Origin of the sequence: Serratia sp. JKS000199 (genome assembly GCF_900215455.1) — a bacterium.
In the GTDB taxonomy this organism is placed as follows: Bacteria; Pseudomonadota; Gammaproteobacteria; order Enterobacterales; family Enterobacteriaceae; genus Serratia; species Serratia ureilytica.
In genome coordinates this window covers 3,293,411-3,314,500 of record NZ_LT907843.1, presented here as the reverse complement: position 1 = coordinate 3,314,500, position 21,090 = coordinate 3,293,411, and the positions used below count along the sequence as shown (strand labels likewise).

Annotated in this window: 15 protein-coding genes and 2 rRNA genes; 5 read left to right on the top strand and 12 right to left on the bottom strand. The window is 59.9% G+C overall.

The annotated features are described in order from the left end of the window. Nucleotides 1-66 precede the first annotated feature (66 nt). The 3 genes from CPH57_RS15880 (at nucleotide 67) to CPH57_RS15870 (ending at nucleotide 4,938) form a co-directional block, all read left to right on the top strand. Nucleotides 67-2,973: ribosomal RNA gene (locus tag CPH57_RS15880) — 23S ribosomal RNA — on the top strand. A gap of 99 nt (nucleotides 2,974-3,072) precedes the next feature. Then, nucleotides 3,073-3,188: ribosomal RNA gene (gene rrf / locus CPH57_RS15875) — 5S ribosomal RNA — on the top strand. 439 nt (nucleotides 3,189-3,627) lie between these two features. Continuing rightward, entirely contained in the window at nucleotides 3,628-4,938 is a 1,311-nt protein-coding gene (locus tag CPH57_RS15870; protein ID WP_033644171.1) for an MFS family transporter, read from the top strand. A 36-nt stretch (nucleotides 4,939-4,974) separates the two neighbouring features. Here the strand turns inward: CPH57_RS15870 and pssA are convergent, their stop codons facing one another. The 4 genes from pssA to trxC all read right to left on the bottom strand — a co-directional run bounded on the left by pssA (nucleotide 4,975) and on the right by trxC (nucleotide 10,403). Beyond that, nucleotides 4,975-6,330, bottom strand: coding sequence for a CDP-diacylglycerol--serine O-phosphatidyltransferase (pssA, locus tag CPH57_RS15865; RefSeq protein ID WP_033644170.1), 1,356 nt, complete (start codon nucleotides 6,328-6,330; stop codon nucleotides 4,975-4,977). A 152-nt stretch (nucleotides 6,331-6,482) separates the two neighbouring features. Beyond that, nucleotides 6,483-9,131, bottom strand: coding sequence for a bifunctional acetate--CoA ligase family protein/GNAT family N-acetyltransferase (locus tag CPH57_RS15860; RefSeq protein WP_096242554.1), 2,649 nt, complete (start codon nucleotides 9,129-9,131; stop codon nucleotides 6,483-6,485). A gap of 48 nt (nucleotides 9,132-9,179) precedes the next feature. Beyond that, nucleotides 9,180-9,869 carry a tRNA-uridine aminocarboxypropyltransferase gene (locus tag CPH57_RS15855; RefSeq protein WP_047573925.1) on the bottom strand — a complete coding sequence of 230 codons (690 nt, stop codon included), beginning with the start codon at nucleotides 9,867-9,869 and terminating at the stop codon, nucleotides 9,180-9,182. 114 nt (nucleotides 9,870-9,983) lie between these two features. Beyond that, nucleotides 9,984-10,403, bottom strand: a complete 420-nt coding sequence (trxC, locus tag CPH57_RS15850; RefSeq protein ID WP_004928868.1) for a thioredoxin TrxC — start codon at nucleotides 10,401-10,403, stop codon at nucleotides 9,984-9,986. A gap of 207 nt (nucleotides 10,404-10,610) precedes the next feature. Here trxC and CPH57_RS15845 point away from each other — a divergent pair, with 207 nt between their 5' ends. Beyond that, on the top strand, nucleotides 10,611-11,699 hold the full coding sequence (locus tag CPH57_RS15845; protein WP_033644167.1) for a tRNA/rRNA methyltransferase: 1,089 nt from the start codon (nucleotides 10,611-10,613) through the stop codon (nucleotides 11,697-11,699). A gap of 60 nt (nucleotides 11,700-11,759) precedes the next feature. Here the strand turns inward: CPH57_RS15845 and emrB are convergent, their stop codons facing one another. From emrB to CPH57_RS15810, 7 genes are all read right to left on the bottom strand, one after another. Then, the gene (gene emrB / locus CPH57_RS15840; RefSeq protein WP_033644166.1) at nucleotides 11,760-13,298 is read right to left on the bottom strand and encodes a multidrug efflux MFS transporter permease subunit EmrB; all 1,539 of its coding nucleotides are present in this window, start codon (nucleotides 13,296-13,298) and stop codon (nucleotides 11,760-11,762) included. A gap of 17 nt (nucleotides 13,299-13,315) precedes the next feature. Then, nucleotides 13,316-14,488 carry a multidrug efflux MFS transporter periplasmic adaptor subunit EmrA gene (gene emrA / locus CPH57_RS15835; protein ID WP_016929855.1) on the bottom strand — a complete coding sequence of 391 codons (1,173 nt, stop codon included), beginning with the start codon at nucleotides 14,486-14,488 and terminating at the stop codon, nucleotides 13,316-13,318. 23 nt (nucleotides 14,489-14,511) lie between these two features. Next, nucleotides 14,512-15,963, bottom strand: coding sequence for an efflux transporter outer membrane subunit (locus CPH57_RS15830; RefSeq protein ID WP_033644165.1), 1,452 nt, complete (start codon nucleotides 15,961-15,963; stop codon nucleotides 14,512-14,514). 28 nt (nucleotides 15,964-15,991) lie between these two features. Beyond that, entirely contained in the window at nucleotides 15,992-16,510 is a 519-nt protein-coding gene (mprA, locus tag CPH57_RS15825; protein ID WP_004928879.1) for a transcriptional repressor MprA, read from the bottom strand. 162 nt (nucleotides 16,511-16,672) lie between these two features. Further along, a complete protein-coding gene (gene ygaH, locus CPH57_RS15820; protein ID WP_033644164.1) occupies nucleotides 16,673-17,020 on the bottom strand; it encodes an L-valine transporter subunit YgaH in 348 nt (115 codons plus the stop codon). After that, nucleotides 17,010-17,756, bottom strand: a complete 747-nt coding sequence (locus CPH57_RS15815) for an AzlC family ABC transporter permease (protein ID WP_033644163.1) — start codon at nucleotides 17,754-17,756, stop codon at nucleotides 17,010-17,012. Before CPH57_RS15815 ends, ygaH begins: the two co-directional genes overlap by 11 nt. A gap of 121 nt (nucleotides 17,757-17,877) precedes the next feature. Continuing rightward, nucleotides 17,878-19,077 carry an MFS transporter gene (locus CPH57_RS15810; RefSeq protein WP_033644162.1) on the bottom strand — a complete coding sequence of 400 codons (1,200 nt, stop codon included), beginning with the start codon at nucleotides 19,075-19,077 and terminating at the stop codon, nucleotides 17,878-17,880. Between the two features lie 105 nt (nucleotides 19,078-19,182). On the opposite strand from CPH57_RS15810, the gene CPH57_RS15805 reads away from it, so the two are divergent. Beyond that, nucleotides 19,183-20,061, top strand: coding sequence for a LysR family transcriptional regulator (locus CPH57_RS15805; protein ID WP_033644161.1), 879 nt, complete (start codon nucleotides 19,183-19,185; stop codon nucleotides 20,059-20,061). 27 nt (nucleotides 20,062-20,088) lie between these two features. Here the strand turns inward: CPH57_RS15805 and proX are convergent, their stop codons facing one another. Next, nucleotides 20,089-21,090 (bottom strand): glycine betaine/L-proline ABC transporter substrate-binding protein ProX, encoded by a 1,002-nt coding sequence (gene proX, locus CPH57_RS15800; RefSeq protein ID WP_033644160.1) that lies wholly within the window; start codon nucleotides 21,088-21,090, stop codon nucleotides 20,089-20,091.

Below are 21,090 nucleotides of genomic sequence, written 5' to 3'. Positions count from 1 at the left end.
AGTAACCTGTCATAGAGTCTCTCAAATGTTTGCAGCGCGAACGATGGAAACATCTTCGGGTTGTGAGGTTAAGTGACTAAGCGTACACGGTGGATGCCTAGGCAGTCAGAGGCGATGAAGGGCGTGCTAATCTGCGAAAAGCGTCGGTAAGGTGATATGAACCGTTACAACCGGCGATACCCGAATGGGGAAACCCAGTGTGTTTCGACACACTATCATGTCATGAATACATAGTGGCATGAGGCGAACCGGGGGAACTGAAACATCTAAGTACCCCGAGGAAAAGAAATCAACCGAGATTCCCCCAGTAGCGGCGAGCGAACGGGGAGGAGCCCAGAACCTGAATCGGCTTGTGTGTTAGTGGAAGCGTCTGGAAAGTCGCGCAGCAAAGGGTGATAGCCCCGTACACTAAAATGCACAGGTCGTGAGTTCGATGAGTAGGGCGGGACACGTGACATCCTGTCTGAATATGGGGGGACCATCCTCCAAGGCTAAATACTCCTGACTGACCGATAGTGAACCAGTACCGTGAGGGAAAGGCGAAAAGAACCCCGGCGAGGGGAGTGAAATAGAACCTGAAACCGTGTACGTACAAGCAGTGGGAGCACCTTCGTGGTGTGACTGCGTACCTTTTGTATAATGGGTCAGCGACTTATATTTTGTAGCAAGGTTAACCGTATAGGGGAGCCGTAGGGAAACCGAGTCTTAACTGGGCGAATAGTTGCAAGGTATAGACCCGAAACCCGGTGATCTAGCCATGGGCAGGTTGAAGGTTGGGTAACACTAACTGGAGGACCGAACCGACTAATGTTGAAAAATTAGCGGATGACTTGTGGCTGGGGGTGAAAGGCCAATCAAACCGGGAGATAGCTGGTTCTCCCCGAAAGCTATTTAGGTAGCGCCTCGTGAACTCATCTTCGGGGGTAGAGCACTGTTTCGGCTAGGGGGCCATCCCGGCTTACCAAACCGATGCAAACTCCGAATACCGAAGAATGTTATCACGGGAGACACACGGCGGGTGCTAACGTCCGTCGTGAAGAGGGAAACAACCCAGACCGCCAGCTAAGGTCCCAAAGTCATGGTTAAGTGGGAAACGATGTGGGAAGGCATAGACAGCCAGGATGTTGGCTTAGAAGCAGCCATCATTTAAAGAAAGCGTAATAGCTCACTGGTCGAGTCGGCCTGCGCGGAAGATGTAACGGGGCTAAACCATGCACCGAAGCTGCGGCAGCGACGCTTAGCGTTGTTGGGTAGGGGAGCGTTCTGTAAGCCGTTGAAGGTGGCCTGTGAGGGTTGCTGGAGGTATCAGAAGTGCGAATGCTGACATAAGTAACGATAAAGCGGGTGAAAAGCCCGCTCGCCGGAAGACCAAGGGTTCCTGTCCAACGTTAATCGGGGCAGGGTGAGTCGACCCCTAAGGCGAGGCTGAAAAGCGTAGTCGATGGGAAACAGGTTAATATTCCTGTACTTGGTGTTACTGCGAAGGGGGGACGGAGAAGGCTAGGCTGGCCGGGCGACGGTTGTCCCGGTTTAAGCGTGTAGGGGGTGTGACCTGGTAAATCCGGTTGCATATCAACCCTGAGGCGTGATGACGATGCACTACGGTGCAGAAGTAGTTGATGCCCTGCTTCCAGGAAAATCCTCTAAGCTCCAGGTAACATTAAATCGTACCCCAAACCGACACAGGTGGTCAGGTAGAGAATACCAAGGCGCTTGAGAGAACTCGGGTGAAGGAACTAGGCAAAATGGTGCCGTAACTTCGGGAGAAGGCACGCTGGCATGTAGGTGAAGTCCCTCGCGGATGGAGCTGAAGCCAGTCGAAGATACCAGCTGGCTGCAACTGTTTAATAAAAACACAGCACTGTGCAAACACGAAAGTGGACGTATACGGTGTGACGCCTGCCCGGTGCTGGAAGGTTAATTGATGGGGTCAGCCGCAAGGCGAAGCTCTTGATCGAAGCCCCAGTAAACGGCGGCCGTAACTATAACGGTCCTAAGGTAGCGAAATTCCTTGTCGGGTAAGTTCCGACCTGCACGAATGGCGTAATGATGGCCAGGCTGTCTCCACCCGAGACTCAGTGAAATTGAACTCGCTGTGAAGATGCAGTGTACCCGCGGCAAGACGGAAAGACCCCGTGAACCTTTACTATAGCTTGACACTGAACATTGAGCCTTGATGTGTAGGATAGGTGGGAGGCTTTGAAGCGTGGACGCCAGTCTGCGTGGAGCCATCCTTGAAATACCACCCTTTAATGTTTGATGTTCTAACTCGGCCCCATAATCTGGGGTGAGGACAGTGTCTGGTGGGTAGTTTGACTGGGGCGGTCTCCTCCCAAAGAGTAACGGAGGAGCACGAAGGTTAGCTAATCACGGTCGGACATCGTGAGGTTAGTGCAAAGGCATAAGCTAGCTTGACTGCGAGAGTGACGGCTCGAGCAGGTACGAAAGTAGGTCTTAGTGATCCGGTGGTTCTGAATGGAAGGGCCATCGCTCAACGGATAAAAGGTACTCCGGGGATAACAGGCTGATACCGCCCAAGAGTTCATATCGACGGCGGTGTTTGGCACCTCGATGTCGGCTCATCACATCCTGGGGCTGAAGTAGGTCCCAAGGGTATGGCTGTTCGCCATTTAAAGTGGTACGCGAGCTGGGTTTAGAACGTCGTGAGACAGTTCGGTCCCTATCTGCCGTGGGCGTTGGAAGATTGAGAGGGGTTGCTCCTAGTACGAGAGGACCGGAGTGAACGCACCACTGGTGTTCGGGTTGTCATGCCAATGGCATTGCCCGGTAGCTAAGTGCGGAAAAGATAAGCGCTGAAAGCATCTAAGCGCGAAACTTGCCTCAAGATGAGTCTTCCCTGGGCCTTTAAGGTCCCTGAAGGAACGTTTAAGACTAAGACGTTGATAGGCTGGGTGTGTAAGTGCAGCGATGCATTGAGCTAACCAGTACTAATGATCCGTGAGGCTTAACCTTACAACACCGAAGGTGTTTTTAGAGAGATTTTCAGCGACGTTCCAAGATTGGTTCTGATGGCTTCATGGAAGTGAAGCGGTTGGAATGAAACAGAATTTGCCTGGCGGCAATAGCGCGGTGGTCCCACCTGACCCCATGCCGAACTCAGAAGTGAAACGCCGTAGCGCCGATGGTAGTGTGGGGTCTCCCCATGCGAGAGTAGGACACTGCCAGGCATCAAACAAAGCAAAAAGCCTCATGCGAAAGCATGGGGCTTTTTGTTTTGTCTGTTATCTGGCGTTCTGCTCGAGCATGGGCATGCGAAAGGCCCGTCGGGAACGGGCCTTAACGCCGCGTGCGGCGGCCCCGGAGGGGAGAGTCTCAGGATGAGACGAATTGTGTAGGACACTGCCAGGCATCAAATAAAGCCGAAAGCCCTGAACTGACGTTCAGGGATTTTTGCTGTGCGTAAAATGGAAAATCCCCGTTGTAATCCGCTTCAGCTTTCATCGTACTGTTTAATATTCATCACAAAACCAACGCATTGTTTCTCTGAATGTCAGATATTCTTCGTCCGCTATTAAGTTTGGCTGTTAACTTATAAATAACAATAAAGTAACAACCAGGGCGGCAGGAAGCCAAATTTCATCATTGTTATGGCTCGGAGAATACATCATGACAGAAACAACATCGGCTCTTGGGGATGAGCACGGCGTCGAACAGGGGGCGCTGGATAACAAGAAACGCATTTTCGCTATCGTCGGGGCTTCATCAGGCAATCTGGTGGAGTGGTTTGATTTTTACGTTTACTCCTTCTGTTCCATTTATTTTGCCGCCTCGTTCTTTCCAGCGGGCAACAGCACCACGCAGCTGCTGCAAACCGCTGGTGTTTTCGCCGCCGGCTTCTTTATGCGACCTATCGGCGGTTGGCTGTTCGGCTATATTGCCGACAAGCATGGCCGAAAAAACTCCATGCTGCTTTCAGTCTGCATGATGTGCGCCGGATCGCTGGTGATCGCCTGCCTGCCGACGTATGAATCGATCGGCAGCTGGGCGCCGGCGTTGCTGCTGATCGCCCGCCTGTTCCAGGGGCTGTCGGTAGGGGGAGAATACGGCACCAGCGCGACCTATATGAGCGAGGTGGCGATCAAGGGGCGACGCGGCTTTTACGCCTCGTTCCAGTACGTGACGCTGATCGGCGGGCAACTGTTGGCGTTGCTGGTCCTGGTGATCCTGCAGCAGATATTGCCCGCCGAAGAGCTGAAAGCCTGGGGATGGCGCATTCCGTTTGCCCTGGGGGCCGTGTTGGCGGTAGTTGCGCTGTACCTGCGCCGTTCGCTGAATGAAACCTCCGATGCGAAGACGCGTAACCACAAAGATGCCGGTTCGCTGACGGGCCTGTGGAAAAATCGCAAGGCGTTCCTGATGGTGCTGGGCTTTACCGCCGCCGGTTCGCTGACCTTCTACACCTTCACCACCTACATGCAGAAATATCTGGTGAATACCGCCGGTATGGACGCCAAGCTGGCCAGCGCCATCATGACCGTCGCGCTGTTCGTCTTTATGCTGCTGCAGCCTGCGGTAGGCGCGTTTTCGGACAAAATCGGCCGTCGCAGCTCGATGTTGATCTTCTCGGCCTTTGCCACGGTGTTGACGGTGCCGATCCTGTTCGCTCTGAAAGAGGTGAGTAATCCTTATATGGCGTTTGGCCTGATCGTGCTGGCGCTGTTCATCATCAGTTTTTACACCGCGATCAGCGGGCTGCTTAAAGCCGAAATGTTCCCGCCGGAGGTACGTGCTTTAGGGGTGGGCTTGTCTTATGCGGTGGCGAACGCCATGTTCGGCGGCTCGGCGGAATATGTCGCGCTGTCGCTTAAATCGTTTGGCGTGGAGAACGCTTTCTTCTGGTATGTCTCCGGCATGTGCCTGCTGGCGCTGCTGGTCTCGCTCCGGTTGCATCGCAAAGGCAAGGAGATACAGCTGTAATAAAAACCCCGGCCTTGGCCGGGGTCAGCATACCGCTTACAGGATACGGCTGATCAGCCGATCGATACGGATACGGCGCAGACGCCGAATCAGCTTACGCACCTTGATCGGATACTGCTGAATGCTTTGCAGTTCCTGATAATGGCCGACTACAGTGGTATGAGTACGGATGCATTCCAGCTCTTTCTGCCGTTGCTCGCGCAGCTCTTGCTTGGGATCGTGGATCAGAATGGCGTTTTCCAGATCCAGCCGCCAGGCGCGCGGGTTGAGGTTATTGCCGGTAATCAGCTGCCACTCTTCGTCTACCCACATGCCTTTCAGGTGATAGCTGTTATCGCCATCCTTCCACAAACGCACGATCAGTTGGCCGGTGTCGATGTAACGCTGCAACCGGCTCAGGAAGCGGCGCAGGTTGATCTCATACAGGTAGGGCAGCGCGCCGATGATTTTGAACGGCTGGTCTTCCGGAATATAGAAATCGTTGGCGGTTTTATCGCCGACGATGATTTCCACCTGCTTGCCTTGTCGCAGCAGATAAATGATGTTGCGCACCAGCAGCGCCGGCAGGTTGAAATAGGGGGTGCACAGCGTCAGTTTCTGGTCGGTGCATGACATCAGGTGATGAATGGTTTTATTCAGCACGCTTTGTTTGCCTAGCCCAACCATCGGCGTCACCGCCAGCTCATCGTTGCCGGCTTTGCCGCGGAAGTGGTAACCGGCGCGGCGTAGGGCGAAACGGAACAGACGGGTTTCGTTTTTGATCTCCGGGCTTTTCGGCCGATCGCTGCGATCCAGGCGTTGTACGGCGCCGGCGGTGAGCAGATGCTGCTTGATGTAATCGATCAGAGTATCGGCCAGCACGCCGTTGGTGATCAACTGGTAGCGATCGTAACGGTATTTCTCATGCTGATGCAGATAGACGTCGTTGATGCTGGCGCCGCTGTAGATAACGGTATCGTCGACCACAAAACCTTTTAAATGCAATACGCCCAGCGCTTCGCGAGTATTGACCGGCACGCCGTAGATCGGCACCGATTGTTCCGGATGCTGGCTGGCCATGGCGCAGTACCAGTCGGCGTTGGTATTGGCGGCGGCGGCGCCGATGCGCCCGCGCTGTGCGCGGTGCCAGTCGACCAGCACGCAGATTTCCAGCTCGGGCCGCCGCTGTTTGGCTTGATACAGCGCGTTGAGGATCTCACGCCCGGCGTCGTCATGCTCCAGATACAGAGCCACCAGATAGATACGTTGGGTGGCGTTGGCGATGGAATCCAGCAGCGTGGCGCGAAAGTCGGACGGCGCGTACAGAGTACGAACATCAGCAACCGTCTGGGGGAGTTTGGGCAGTTGTGCAAGGTGTTGTTGATGTTTGCTACGTTTAAATTTTGACAACATCACAGTGCGCTTCTTCTCTCATGATTGATGGCCGGAACGCCACAGACTTAAAAACAATAAACCGAATAATCGGGCGATAATACCATTAGTTGCCTCGATTGTGCGTATGTTTTGGCGTTAAGTGGTGGATTCGTAGCGCATTGCGACGCAGGTCACTGCGCGTCGTCGGCCTGCAGCGGCAGCGTCAGATTGACGATGCCGTCCTCAAGCTGCACCTCGATGCCAAAGCCCAACCGCTGCGCCAGCGCGATCATGCCGCGGTTATTCGGCATGGTGATACCGCTCAGGCGGGTCAGGCCATGCGCGCGCGCATAGGCGATCATTTTCTCCAGCAGCTGGCGGCCGAGCCCCACGCCTTTTAGGTCGGAACGTACCAGCACGGCGAATTCGGCGTCGGTGTTGTCCGGATCGGACAGCGCGCGGGTCACGCCGATAATCTCGTCTGCCCGCACCGCCACAAAGGCCATTTCCCGATCGTAGTCGATCTGCGTCATGTTGGCCAAATCGTCATGGGTAAACTCGTTGATCTCGCTGAAGTAGCGGTAATAGAGATCTTCCTTGGTCACCCGGTCGATGAAATGCTTCAGCGCCGGCTCGTCTTCCGGCAGGATAGGGCGGAACAGGCATTGGCTGCCGTCTTTCAGCACGATGGTCTCTTCCAGCTCATGCGGATAAGGCCGAATCGCCAGCCGCGCCTGCGGATCGCCGCTGAACGGTGCGAGCTGCATCGAAACGTCCAGCAGGGTGAACTCGCTGCCGGAAGCCAGCACCGGGTGAATATCCAGCCGGGCGATCTCAGGGCAGTCAAGGATCAGGTTGGAAACCTGCACCAGCAAGCGGCTCAGCCCGGGGATATCTAAAGGCCGCAGTGCGCTGCGCCCGCGGATCTTGCCGCCTTTCACCGCCTGCAGCACCAGATAACGCGCCAGCGCCATATTCAACGGCGGCAGCGCGACCGCGACCTGATTTTCCTGGCGCCACTCTACGCCGCCTTCTCCCAGCATGATCAACGGGCCGAAAATGGCATCCTGCTCCACGGCGATGCGCAGCTCCTGGGCGCCGGCGCGGTTGGCCATGCTCTGCACCAACAGGCCGTGGATGCGTGCCTGAGGGTAGGTGCGCTTCACGCGGTCGAGGATCGCCTCCGCCGCGCGTTGCACTTCGGTCGCGGTGCGCAGGTAAAGCATCACGCCCTGAACTTCCGATTTGTGCGGGATATCCGGCGAGCGCAGCTTCAGCGCCACCGGGTAGCCGATCTGCTCGGCGATGTGCACCGCTTCGGCGCTGTCTTCGGCGATCCAGGTCGGCAGGGTGCTCAGGTCATAAGCCTGCAGAATGGATTGCACCTCGTGGGTATCCAACTGGGTGGCGCCTTCGGCCAGCGCCTGATGAATCAGGCGGTGGGCATCGGCGGTATTGGCGGTCAGGCCGACCGGCAGCGCGGGCGTCTCCTTCAGCTGCTTCTGGTTGCGGCGGTATTCCACCATATGCATAAAGGCGGTGACCGCGCCTTCCGGCGTGCGGTAGGTGGGAATGGCGGCTTCGGTAAACAGCCGGCGTGCCTCTTGCGAAGAGTATTCGCCGCACCAGTTGGTCAGCAAGGTGATGCGCTTGCCGCGCGCATGGCGATGCAGCGCGTCGATCAGCCGCTGCGCCGTGGCGGTGCCGGGCGCAGCCGCGCTCGGCGCGTGGATCAGCAGCAGCGCATCATAGTCGTGGCTGTCGAGCAGCGCTTCGAGAGCCGCCAGATAACGCTGCGGCGTGGCGTCGTCGCGCAGGTCGAGCGGGTTGCCGGCGCGAATGAAGTCCGGCAGCGCGTCGCTCAGCGTCGCCAGGCTCTCCTCGCTCAGCGTCGCCAGCTTGCCGTTGCGGCCGAGCAGTTCGTCCAAGGCCATCGCCGCCGGCGCCGCCCCATTGCTGACGATCATCAGCCGTTCGCCGCGCAGCGGATGCATATGGCTGAGGGTTTCCACCGCCGAGAACAGCTCATGGGTATCCTGGACGCGCAGCAGGCCGGCGCGCTGGATGGCGGCGTCATAGGCGGCGTCCAGCCCCAGTTGGCTGTTGAGCAGTAATTGCGCCTGTTGGCTACGGCCGCTTTTGATCACCAGAATGGGCTTGTTGCGCGAGGCGCTGCGCGAGGCGGAGAGAAAGCGCCGCGCATCGCTGATGTTTTCCAGATACAGCAGGATGGCGCTGGTCTTGCTGTCGCGCGCCAAAAAGTCGAGCAGGTCGTCGACGTCGATATCCAGGCTGTCGCCCAGCGCGATGAAATAGGAGAAGCCGACTTCGCGCTGCTGTGCCCAGTCGAGAATGGTGTTGGCGACGGCGGCGGACTGCGAGATAAACGCCAGCTTGCCCTTTTGGATCGGCACCGGCGAGAAGCTGGCGTTGATGCCTTGCCACGGCGCCAGCAGCCCCAGACTGTTGGGGCCCAGCAGCCGCATGGCGTAACGCTGCGCGCAGGCTTTGAGCTCGGCGAACTGTTCCGGCGGCGAAGAGAGCACGATGGCGGTTTTGCAGCCGCGTTGGCCCAGCGCTTCAATCAGCGCCAGATTACGGCTGGCGTGGGTGCAGATGATCGCCAGATCCGGCGTCAGCGGCAGGCTGGCGACGTCGGGATAGGCCATGACGCCGCATACCGCCTTGTAGCGCGGCGTCACCGGCAAGATGGGCCCGCCGAAACCGCCGGCCAGCAGGTTGCTCATCATCAGGTTGCCGGCGCGGCCCGGCTGCTGCGAAGCGCCCAGCACGGCGATCGATTTGGGACGTAGTAGCGCTTCTAACCCTCGCTGGCTCATGCACGGCTCCTTTTGGCAACGTTACGCCTGATTTTAGGCGCTTTATGGCTACATTGCTGTGACCGGTGCCTCCGGTCGGGTCGGTTTTCCCGCCAGATACTGTTGACGGAAATAGCGGAAATGCTGATTCAATCCGTCAGCGGCCGGCATATCGCCCGCCTGTTGCAGCAGGGCGGCGGCCACTTCCGCCGTGCAGTGTTGCTCGGCGCGGCTGGCTTCGCGCAGCTGGTAGGCCGATGCGGCGTCGACGTTGAGTGAAAACACCGGGAATTGATTGAGATACGGGCTTTTACGGAACATTTTGCGCGCTTCCGCCCAGGTGCCGTCCAGCATGATGAACAGCGGCGGTTTGCCGCCGACGGGCAGTTCGCTGAACACCGGCCGCTCGGCGTCGGCGTAGGATGCGGGGAACACCACGTAAGGCTGCCGTGTCGGATCGTTGATGGCCGCCAGCAGGGCGGGATCGACCTCGGTACGCGACCAGAGGAACGCCTGGGTGTCCGGCAGGATATCGGCGATCAGGCGCCCGGTGTTGCTGGGCTTGAGCGGCTCTGCGCCGAACATGATCAGGCAGAAACGGCTGCCGGCCTGCTGCGGGCGAATGGTGTCGCACAGGCAGTTCTTATGCGGCAGCAGGCACCCCTGACAACGCGCCACCCGGCAACCGCGCGCCAGAAAGGGGCGGGTGGCGCGGTCTAAACGGAATTGGCGCAGGCGAAGTACGGCGTTGTCGGTCATAACGATCCTGGGGAAAAACCGCTATTGTAACGCAGAAAAAAGCCCGCCGGGAGGGGCGGGCTCGATCGGGGCGCGTTCGCGCGCGATGGCGGGATACGGCCTATACTTGCCGAATCACACTAACTCGTTGAGCCAGTTGTCAAACGGCGCCTTCGGCATCGCGCCGTTGAGCATGTCGACCATCTTGCCCTGACGGAACACCATGATGGTCGGGATGCTGCGGATGCGGAAACGTGCGCTCAGTTCCGGCTCGGCTTCGGTGTTCACTTTCACGAAGCGCACTTTGCCGGCGCGCTCTTCGGCCACGTCTTCAAAGATCGGCGCAAAGCTGCGGCACGGGCCGCACCACGGCGCCCAAAAATCGACCACGACCGGCAGATCGTCCTGCAGCAACTGGTCCAGCGTGGCGGCGGTGGCGTTGATCACTTCACCGTCGAAGAGCTCATGGCCGCAGCGGCCGCATTTCGCGTTGTCCGCCAGACGTTCTTCCGGCACACGGTTGGTGGCATTGCAAGCTGCACAAACTGTATTCATGTTGACCTCGGGTACTGAGAAAGCCGGGTCCCCGCAACGCGGTTGCGGAGATGTTTCTTTAATGCTGACGATTATCGGCAAAACCCGGCGCATGAACAATGAGGTTTGTTCAATGGATGTGATAGTTGGGAGCTTTTAGCGCAAGTTGGTGGCTTCATGCACCAACATCAGGTAATCTTCGCGCCCTGCGCGTTGGTGGAGAAGACAATGAACGATTCATTTAGTGGCAAGAACGGTAAGGTCAAAGTGATGTACGTCCGCAGCGACGACGACAACGGCGACGACCGCAACAAGAATAAACGTCCGGCCGGCAAAGGCCGTCCGGCTGACGGTGCGCGCTCGGGCCGCACCGGTCAAGACAAGGCGCGCGGCGGCAATGACCGTCGCGGAGCCGATTCCCGCCGCAGTGAAAGCGATCGTCCTCGCCGTCCGGCGCGCTCTGAAGATCGCGGCGGCAACGAGTCGCCGTGGAGAACCGTGTCGCGCGCGCCGAGTGAAGAGCCGGCGTTCGATCACGGCGGCATCAGCGGCAAAAGCTTTATCGATCCGGAACAGCTGCGCCGCCAGCGCGCGGAAGAAACCCGCGTTTACGGTGAGAACGCCTGTCAGGCGCTGTTCGCCAGCCGTCCGGAAGCGATCGTGCGCGCCTGGTTCGTGCAGTCGGTCACGCCGCGCTTCCGTGAAGCGCTGCGCTGGATGGCGGCTAACCGCAAAGCCTACCACGTGGTGGATGAGGAAGAGCTGGCCAAGGCTTCCGGCACCGAGCACCACGGCGGCGTCTGCTTCCTGATCAAAAAGCGTCAGGGCCTGGATGCGCAGACCTACCTGAAAACTGCGCCGGCGACCGACTGCGTATTGGCGCTGGAAGAAGTCGGCAACCCGCATAACCTGGGCGCCATCGTCCGTTCGTGCGCCCACTTCGGCGTCAACGGCGTGCTGCTGCAGGATCCGGCGTTGCTGGAATCCGGCGCGGCGGTGCGTACCGCAGAAGGCGGCGCGGAGCACATCAAGGCGATCAACGCCGATGATTTCCTGTCGGTGCTGGATACCTTCCGCAAGGCGGGTTACACCATCGTCACCACCTCCAGCCACAAAGGCACCGCGCTGGCGCAGGCCAAGCTGCCGGCCAAGATGGTGCTGGTGCTTGGCCAGGAGCGCGACGGCCTCAGCGACAGCGCTTGGCAGCAGGGCGATATGAACGTGTCTATCGGCGGCACCGGCAAGGTAGAAAGCCTGAATGTTTCCGTGGCGACCGGCATTCTGCTGGCGGACTGGTGGCGTCAGAATCAGGCGTGATTTTCATTACGTCGAATAAAAAAACGGGCGCCTCAGGGCGCCCGTTTCGTTTATTGAAGCTTAGTGAGCGCCACCGCCCCCGCCGCCGCCGGAGCTGAATGGCGGTTTCGCTACCCACACCAGCGCCAGCAGCACCAGGAATACCCCGGCCGACAGCCAGAAAATCTCGTTGGCGGAGATGATCAGCCCCTGTGCCGTGATCTCGTTGGCGATGTAGGCCGACGCCTGCTGCTTGCTCATGCCGAGCTGCTCGAGCTGCCGGTACATCTCCTGCGACTGCGGATTGTACGGGTTGACGAACTCCGTCAGCTGCGCGTGATGCTGCGATTCGCGCTGCGTCCACAGGGTGGTGGTGATCGAGGTGCCGATCGACCCTGCCAGGGTTCGCGTAAAGTTCGACAGGCTCGATGCCGCCGCCATGCGTTCCGGCGGCAGGCCGGACAGCGTGATGGTGGTCAACGGCATGAAGAAGCAGGCGATGGCGAAACCTTGAACGAACTGCGGCCAGGCCGAAGCGCCGAAGTCCATGCCCGGTTCAAACGTATAGGCGCGCCAGTAGAAGCACACGGCATACATGATGAAGCTGAAAGTCACCAGCTTGCGCATGTCGAGCCGGTTGCCGAACTTACCGATGATCGGCGACAGCAGCACCGGGATCAGCCCGACCGGCGCCGACGCCAGCCCCGCCCAAGTGGCGGTATAGCCGTACACCTCTTGCAGCAGCTGCGGCAGCAGAACGATGGCGCCAAAATACAGCATGTACGCCAGGCTGATGCACAGACAGCCGATGGTAAAGTTGCGCGACTTGAACAGCGACAAATCCACCACCGGATGATCGTCCGTCAGCTCCCAGACCACCAGGAACAGCAGCGCCACGACCGCCACGACGGTCAGGGTGATGATCTCGGTCGAGTTGAACCAGTCCAGCTCCTTGCCCTGATCGAGCATCACCTGCAGCGAACCGATGCCGACGATCAACAGCACCAGACCGACGGTGTCGATCGGCTTGATCTCGGTTTTGGTTTCTCGCCCCTTCAGCGTCGCCATCGCCGCCAGGATAACGAAGGCGCCGATCGGGATGTTGATGAAGAAGATCCAACCCCAGTGGTAGTTGTCGCTGATGTAACCGCCGAGAATTGGCCCGAAGATCGGCGCGACGATCACGGTCATCGACCAGAGCGCCAGGGCCATCGCTCGCTTGGCGGGCGGGTAGTTGTTCAGCAACAGGCTCTGCGACAGCGGGATCAGCGGTCCGGCCACCACGCCCTGGATCACGCGGAAGAAGATCAGCATGCCGAGGCTGTTGGAGATGCCGCACAGCCAGGAGGCGAGAACGAACAGCGCGGTGGACCAGAGGAACAACCGCACTTCGCCGATGCGTTTCGCCAGCCAGCCGGTGATCGGGATCGAGATGGCGTTCGCCACGCCGAACGAGGTGATCACCCAGGTGCCCTGCGAGTTGGAAGACCCGAGGTTACCGGCAATGGTGGGGATCGCCACGTTGGCGATGGTGGAGTCCAGCACCTGCATGAAGGTCGCCATGGCGAGCGCGACCGTCATCCAGGCAAGCTGGGCGCCTTCAAGCGGTTTCTGTGGCAAGATGGCCTCCCGCGCGCTTAGCCGGCGTTCGCATGGATCACGTCGGCGATCAGCTGGTTAACCGGCGCCAGATTCAACGCCAGCGCGTCGCTCTGATACAGCGGTTTGTCGCGCACCACGTCAGACAGCACGCGGCCGTCCAGGTTGGCGGTGTCGACGGTCACCAGCGTCGAAAGACCGATGCGCAGCGGATGATCGGCCACCTGCTTGGCGTCGAGCTCAATACGCACCGGCAGACGTTGCACCACCTTGATCCAGTTGCCGGTGGCGTTCTGGGCCGGCAGCAGCGAGAAGGCGCTGCCGGTGCCCATGTCGATACCGACCACTTTGCCTTGATACACCACGTCGTCGCCGTAGACGTCGCTGACCACCGTCGCCGGCTGGCCGATGCGCATATTGGCGATTTGCGTTTCCTTGAAGTTGGCGTCAACCCAGATGTGATCGGCCGGCACTACCGCCATCAGCGGCGAACCGGCGGCGATCTGCGCGCCGACCTGCACGCTGCGGCGCGAGACATAGCCGGTAATCGGGCTGATCACTTTGGTACGCTGCAGCGCCAGCCAGGCGTCGCGCATCTGCGCGGCGGCTTGCTGGATCGCCGGCTGCTGTTCCAGCGGGGTGTTCAGCACCATCGCCTGGTTGGCGTTGTATTGCTGCACCGCCACTTCCAGCGCGGCTTTGGCGCTGTCGACCGCATCGCGAGCGTGTTGCAGCTCTTCGCGGCCGATGGCGTCAACGCTGCCCAGCACCACGCGACGTTTCAGATCGTTCTCGGCCTTGCTCAGATCGGTCTTGCGCAAGGCGATGTTGGCCTGATACTGCTTACTGTTGATGATCAGCTGGTGGGTCTGACGCACGCTGTTGGCCAGGCCGGTTTTGGCGCGTTCAAACGCCTGCTCGGCATCGGTCGGATCGAGCGTCAGCAGCACGTCGCCCTGCTTGACGTAGTCGGTGTTGTCGAAGTTGACGCTGTTCACGCTGCCGGACACCTGGGCCATGATCTGCACCTGGTTGCCGGAGACGTAGGCGTCGTCGGTTTCCTGGTGATGACGCAGCACCAGGAACCAATACACTAAATAAGCCACCCCTATAACAATGAAAATAACCGTCAGCAACAGCAGCCAAAATTTGCGCTGCTTCTTTTTGCCGCTCGGCTGCTGCGGGTTTTGGGTTTCCGCGCTTGCGCTCATGGTGTTCTCCAAACCTTATATTATTATGCTTTCGAATCCGCTGCGGCCGGGGCCTGATAGCCACCGCCCAACGCGCGGATCAGTCCTATCTTCGCCTGCAGTAAATTGCTGCTGGCATTCAACTCCGCCTGTTGCTGCTGCAATAGCTGCGTCTGGCTGGTCAACAGATCGTCGCGCCCGATAATCCCTGCCTGGTAACGGGCGTTGGCGACCTGATACACCTGTTGCATCGACTGGGCCGCGGACGCCGCCTGCAGCTGCTGTTGTGCAGAGCTCTGCTGGATGGTGATGGCGTCGGCGGTTTCCTGTACCGCATTCAGGATGGTTTGGTTGTAGGATTCCACCGCTTCGTCATACAGCGCGGATTCCTCGCCCAGCTTGCTGCGCAGGGCCCCGGCGTGGAAGATCGGCAGCGAGATCGCCGGCATCACGTTCCAGGCCTGGCTGGCCGCTTCAAACAGATTCGGGCTGGTGCCACTGGTATTGGTGGTCATCAGGCCAGCGAAGGCTGAAATGGTCAGGCTGGGGTAAAACTCTTTACGCGCGGCGCTGACGCGCTGGCTGTAAGACTCCACCAGCTGGCGTTGCGCGGCGATGTCCGGGCGTTTGCCCAGCAGATCCGCCGTCAGTTCGCCCTGCGGCGCCATCAGGTTGTCTGCAGGTAGCGGCACCTGACGCAGGTGCTGCATGGCGTTCGGCCCCTGGCCCGCCAGCGCGGCGAGCTGGTGTCTGAGCTGTTCGATTTGCGACTGCAGCTGCAGAATCTGCTGTTTGGCGACGTCGGACTGCGCCTGGGTTTGTTGCGGCACGTCGACGCCGGTCAGGCCGGCCTGATAGCGCTGTTGGCGCAGCGCGGTCAGGCGCTCGTTGTTGTTCACTTCCTGCTGCAGCAGCTTCTCGAGCGCGAGATTGCTCTGCAGCTGATAATAGGCGGACGCCACCGAGCTGGTCAGCGTCAGCGCCGCCTGTTCCTGCTCGGCGCGCGCTGCGTTCACTTGCGCCTTGGCGGCGTTCACCTGGTTGCGGTATTTGCCCCACCAGTCGAACTCGTACGCCAGGTTCAACCCCAGCGAGTTGGAGCTTGAATAGATCGGCTTATGCGGATACCCCAGCCCCATATTGACGTTCTGCGGCACGCGCTGACGCTGGGTACTGGCGTTCAGATCCAGGTTCGGCCCGTTGGCGGCGTTGGCTTCGCCTACCACGCTCTGCGCTTCGCGCACGCGGGCGGCGGCCTGACGCAGGGTCGGCGAACTTTGCAGCGTTTGCGTCATCAAGGCGTCCAGCTGCGGATCCTTGAGGGCGCGCCACCACTGCGGGCTGACGGCCAGCGAACTGACTTTCGGCTGAGCCAACTGCAGGCTCTGCGGATCCATCAGCGTGGATTGCGGGGCAATATTATCGGTAGAAGCACACCCGGCCAGCAGCAACACGGCGAACAGCGGGGTGAATCTCCAGTGAAATGGGGATCGCATAAGTAGGTACCTGAACAGAAATTGTGAATTAGGGTAACTGTTCTGTGATTTCCATTTGATCCAGACGTGCCAGCAATTTGCGCGTCAGCTGTTCCAGCTGTTTTTGCTCATCGTCGGTCAGCGTGGACCACAGGAAATGCAGACATTGGTGCTGCGGCGGCAGCAGTTGACTGAGAAATTCTTCCCCCTGCGGCGTCAGATGCAGATGCAGGCAGCGGCGATCGTTGTCGCTTTCCCGGCGCTCGATCCAGCCGCGCTTCTCCAGCTCGTCGGCGATGCGGGTCGCATTGGTGCGCGAGGAGCCCAGGGCAGAGCTTAGCTCAGAAGGTTGGATGCTGTGGCTTTCCTGCGCATCCAGGGTAATCAGCGCCATAAACAGTGTTTCGTTAATCCCCTGCGCTTTCAGCATCTTATTGCGATTTTCCAGCAGCTTGCCTTGCATGTGCATGCACAGACGGGTCAGCAGGATTTCCTGATAAGGGAAATCTTTCTGCCGCGTGGCGCGGAAATTCAGCATTTGTTCTATGGGGGCAAACGAGCTTTCCATAATTTAGGGCCTCATTAATTTCGTTCGAGATAGTAACGACGGTGACAAATAATGTAAATGTTCAGCCGTGCGGATAATTTAGCAATTCGTGTCATTTGTCAGTGTTTGTAAAGATGTGACGCCTGAAAACGCCAGTGTGAAGCCAAACGGTCGGAGGCGGCGTCAGCCAGGGCCGAAAAACATTAACAATTTTAATGTGACGCCAAAGGCCGTCGCGCCGAGCAGCGTCGACAGAATGATGCTTTTACTGCGGTAGAAACACAGCGCCAGCGCGGCGAACCCCGCTAACGTCGGCAGCAGCTTGTCCGGTTCGCGCATCACCACCGGCGTGCTGGAGACCACCAGCAGGGCGCAGATGGAGGCGATGCCGATGCTGTCGAGCAGCAGGGCGGCTTTGCCGCGTTTGATGCCGGGCTGAGCGCGCGCCGGCGCCAGCCGCAGCGGCAGATAACGGAACAGGTAGTTGGCGCAGCCCACCACCAGGCCGATCACCAACACATCAGTGTTCATGGCTGGCCTCCGCGTGCGGGGGTTGGAACAGGGCGGCGGCGCAGCCGGCGCCGATGCCGGCCAAAATGGCGACCGGAATGGAGAACAGCACCACGCCGAGCAGCGCGCCGGCCAGCGCGGCGGCGATGGTCAGGCTCTGCGGGCGCCGGAAAGCGGCCAGCAGGAAACTGAGAAACAGCGCCGGCAGCATGAAGGCGAGCGAGGCCTCGATCACCGGGAACTGCTCCAGCGGGCCGTTGCCGAACAGCGCGCCGAGCGCGGTGCCGGCTACCCAGGAGAGCCAGGAACAGAGCGCGATGCCCAGCATCCAGTTTTCGCTCCAGCTGCGGTTATTGCGCATCAGCCTGGCGGTGGCGGCGGCGAAGACCTCATCGGTCAGGCCAAAGGCCCACAGCGCCGTTTTGCCGGGCGACAGGCGCGAGACGATGCGGTGACGCAGCGCCGGGCCATACAACAGGTGGCGCACGTCCATCGCCATTACCGTCAGCGCGGAGACCCACAGCGACATGCCGGCGCTCAGCAGGGCGGTGATCACGAACTGGCTGGCGCCAGCGTAGATGATGCAGGAGAAGAAAATGCTTTCCAGTGGGGAAAAGCCCAGTTTGACGGCGCTGAGGCCGAAAGCGAACGCCACCGGCACGTACCCGATGACGATCGGCAAACTGTCGACGACGCCGTTGGCGAAGGTGGCGCTGACGGCGGGCGGAGTAAGGCTGTCTGCAGCTTGGCTTTGCATGGTTGTGGGTCGCAGGGTAGATAGGTCGTCAATAGTTTATGCCCAGAACATTACCAGAGAGTAAGTAATGTTTATACCCTGCACCGCTAATAAATTTCTTTAGTGACTATTTGCACGATAATCAGATTGCCGCCGGCCCCTGCGGATCGTGATGCTTGCCGAGCCACCAGGTCAGCAGGTTGAGCAGGCATAACACCCCTCCGACGGCGGCCACGCCGTACCAGCCGGCATGCTGATAGGCGGACGCGGAGAGCAACGAACCGAGCGCGCCGCCGATAAAGTAGCTGGTCATGTAGCCGGCGGTCAGGCGGTTGCGCGCCTCCGGCATGATGCGATACATCACGCTCTGGTTGGTGACGTGTACCGCCTGCACCGCCAGATCGAGGATCAGGATGCCGGCGATCAGCGCCCACAGCGATTGTTTAGCCAGCGCGATAGGTATCCAGGACAGCAGCAGCAATACCAAGCCGACGGTGGTGGTCAACCCGGCCTTGCCTTTGTCCGCCAGATGCCCGGCGCGCGAAGCGGCCAGCGCTCCGGCGGCGCCCACCAGACCGAACAGTCCGATCACCCCTTCGGAATAGTTGAACGGCGGCGCGGCGAGCAGAAAGGCCATTGAGGTCCAGAGCACGCTGAAGTTGGCGAACGACAGGGCGCCGAGGATGGCGCGGGTGCGCAGCAGCGGCGTGCGGCAGAACAGGCTGAAGATCGAGGCCAGCAGCTGCGGGTAGTTCAGCCCGGAGTGTTGCTTATAGCGCGGCAGCGCGCGCCACAGGATCAGCGCCATCAGGATCATCAGCACGCTGGCGACCCAGTAGATGGTGCGCCAGCCGCCGAACGACGCCAAGGCGCCCGCGACGGTGCGCGCCAGCAGGATGCCGAGCAGCAGACCGCTCATGATGATGCCGACGGTCTTGCCGCGCTTTTCCGGGTGGGCCAGCGTGGCGGCCAGCGGCACCAGGATCTGCGCCACCACCGAGAACAGCCCGGTGAGCGCGGTGCCGAGGATCATCATCGGCAGCGTGGCTGAAGTGGCGGTGATCAGCATGCCCCCGGCGGCCAGCAGCGTCATGAACACGATCAGGCCGCGGCGTTCGAACATGTCGCCGAGCGGCACCAGCAGCAGCAGGCCGGTGGCGTAACCGAGCTGCGCGGCGGTGACGATAAAGCCGGCCTGGTTGACCGACAGGTTGAAACCGGTGGCGATGGTTTCCAGCAGCGGTTGCGCGTAATAGTTGCTGGCGACCGCCAGACCGGTTGCGATGGCAATCAGCACGGTCAGCGCCGGACTGAGGCCCGGATGGGCGTTTTGTTGGTTCATGTTTTTTTCATCACGGGAAGAAGATAGCGCGCAGTATCCGGCAACGCGTCTGCGGAAACCAATGTATAATTTTCATTTGATTTATCTCATTTCAAGATAGATGCCATGAACCTGAAACAGATCCGCTATGCGCTGGCGGTGGCGGAAGAACAGAGTTTCACCCGGGCGGCGCAGCGCTGCCATACGGTGCAGTCCGCGCTCAGCCACCAGATCGCCAAACTGGAAGAAGAGCTGGGCTGTACGCTGTTTGAGCGCACTTCGCGCCGGGTGCGGTTGACCCCTGCCGGCCAGGCTTTCATTCCGTCGGCGCAGCGCCTGTTGGCGGCGCAGCAGGCGCTGGTGGAAGAGGTGACCGCCGCCGGCGATGCGGTGTCCGGCACCCTGACCATCGGCACGATTTCAACCATAAACGCGATTGATCTGACCGAAAAGCTCGACAAGTTTCATCGCCACTATCCGGCGGTGAACATCCGCCTGTACGTTGGCATGAGCGAAGTCCTGCTGGAGGATGTGCGTCTGCAGAAGTGCGATATGGCGTTCGTCGGCATCTGGCCCGGCGATGTCGATCTGCTGCCGATGTCGCACCGGCAGTTGACCGATGAGCCGCTGGTGGCGCTGGTGGCGCCGCAGCACCCGCTGGCCAACCGCGAGCGGGTGAACCTGCAGGCGCTGGCGGAAGTGCCGCTGGTGGATTTCTACAGCGGCACCGGCGCGCGGCGCCAAACCGACCGCGCCTTTCAGGCGGCGGGCATCCGCCGGCACGTCAGTTTTGAAATCGATCATATCGAATGGCTGGAGAATCTGGTGCGGCGCGGGTTGGCGGCGGGCATCGTACCGATCTCGACCGCGCAACGCTTAAGCGCGCTGGTGTCGATTCCGATTGAAGACGGGCCGCGGCGCCAGGTGTATTGCATCTGGCCGCAGCCCTTGTCGAACGCCGCCGCCCGTTTTTTACAGTTCAGCGGCATCGATCTGGCGGGGTAGGGGCGCGGCAGAGGCGCCCCCGATCGGTTACGGCTTCGCCGCCTCGGCGGCGGTTTTCACCCAGCCGTCGAAGGTCGCCTGATGCGCCTTGATCCAACCGTTGACGTGGTTTTGGATGTCGGCCTCCGAAGCCTGGCCTTCATGCATGCGCAGGTTTTGCGCGTTGATGTCGGCGATCGGCAGCTTCATGATGGCGAACAGCTTGGCGGCCGCCGGGTTGGCTTCGGCCCACTGCTTGTTGGCGGCGATGCGCATGGTGTTGACCGGGAAGCCGTAGTTGGCGCCGTTAGGCAGCTTGGTATCGACGTTCTTCTGCTCGCCCGGCAAGGAAGAGAACGGTACCTGCAGCCAGACCACGTCGCGGCCCGGCACCATCACATCGCTGACCCAGTACGGCGTCCAGGTGTAATACAGTACCGGTTTGCCCTCTTTGTAGCGGGTGATGGTGTCGGCGATCATCGCCGCGTAGTTGCCCTGGTTGTGTTCGACGGTATTGCTCAGGCCATAGGCCTTGATGTGGTGGTTGATCACCGCCTCGCAGCCCCAGCCCGGGGTGCAGCCGGTCAGATCGGCCTTGCCGTCGCCGTTGGTGTCGAACAGCTTGGCGATCTTGGGATCCTTGAGCTGTTCGACGTTGGTGATGTGGTACTGCTCGGCGGTTTTCTTGTCGATCAGGTAGCCCTGCGCGGCGCCGTTGACGTAGACGCCTTCGCGGTAGAACTTGGCGTCGCCGCCGGCGGCCTTGTACTGATCGGCGTGCAGCGGATCCCAATTGACCGCGATAAAGGTGGCGTCGCCGGAGGCGATGGAGGTGTAGGCGACGTTGTAATCCACTTCGCGCGGTTCCTTCACGTCGTAACCCAGTTTTTCCAGCGCCTTGCTGACCAGCAGCGTCTGGAACGTCTCTTCGGAAATGGTGCTTTGTACCGGCTGTACCGCTATTCCCTTGCCGGGTAAATCCGCCGCGATGGCGCTCTGTGAGCCAATCAGTGTCGTCAGGGCGAGAGCCCAGATGCCCGTGGTGCGCAT

Excerpts from the sequence above, each read along its gene's own strand:
- pssA (WP_033644170.1), bottom strand. The coding sequence starts at position 6,330 with ATGTTGTCAAAATTTAAACGTAGCAAACATCAACAACACCTTGCACAA.
- ygaH (WP_033644164.1), bottom strand. The coding sequence starts at position 17,020 with ATGAACACTGATGTGTTGGTGATCGGCCTGGTGGTGGGCTGCGCCAAC.
- CPH57_RS15855 (WP_047573925.1), bottom strand. The coding sequence starts at position 9,869 with ATGACCGACAACGCCGTACTTCGCCTGCGCCAATTCCGTTTAGACCGC.
- CPH57_RS15845 (WP_033644167.1), top strand. The coding sequence starts at position 10,611 with ATGAACGATTCATTTAGTGGCAAGAACGGTAAGGTCAAAGTGATGTAC.
- CPH57_RS15830 (WP_033644165.1), bottom strand. The coding sequence starts at position 15,963 with ATGCGATCCCCATTTCACTGGAGATTCACCCCGCTGTTCGCCGTGTTG.
- mprA (WP_004928879.1), bottom strand. The coding sequence starts at position 16,510 with ATGGAAAGCTCGTTTGCCCCCATAGAACAAATGCTGAATTTCCGCGCC.
- CPH57_RS15810 (WP_033644162.1), bottom strand. The coding sequence starts at position 19,077 with ATGAACCAACAAAACGCCCATCCGGGCCTCAGTCCGGCGCTGACCGTG.
- CPH57_RS15870 (WP_033644171.1), top strand. The coding sequence starts at position 3,628 with ATGACAGAAACAACATCGGCTCTTGGGGATGAGCACGGCGTCGAACAG.
- emrA (WP_016929855.1), bottom strand. The coding sequence starts at position 14,488 with ATGAGCGCAAGCGCGGAAACCCAAAACCCGCAGCAGCCGAGCGGCAAA.
- proX (WP_033644160.1), bottom strand. The coding sequence starts at position 21,090 with ATGCGCACCACGGGCATCTGGGCTCTCGCCCTGACGACACTGATTGGC.
- trxC (WP_004928868.1), bottom strand. The coding sequence starts at position 10,403 with ATGAATACAGTTTGTGCAGCTTGCAATGCCACCAACCGTGTGCCGGAA.
- CPH57_RS15815 (WP_033644163.1), bottom strand. The coding sequence starts at position 17,756 with ATGCAAAGCCAAGCTGCAGACAGCCTTACTCCGCCCGCCGTCAGCGCC.
- CPH57_RS15805 (WP_033644161.1), top strand. The coding sequence starts at position 19,183 with ATGAACCTGAAACAGATCCGCTATGCGCTGGCGGTGGCGGAAGAACAG.
- CPH57_RS15860 (WP_096242554.1), bottom strand. The coding sequence starts at position 9,131 with ATGAGCCAGCGAGGGTTAGAAGCGCTACTACGTCCCAAATCGATCGCC.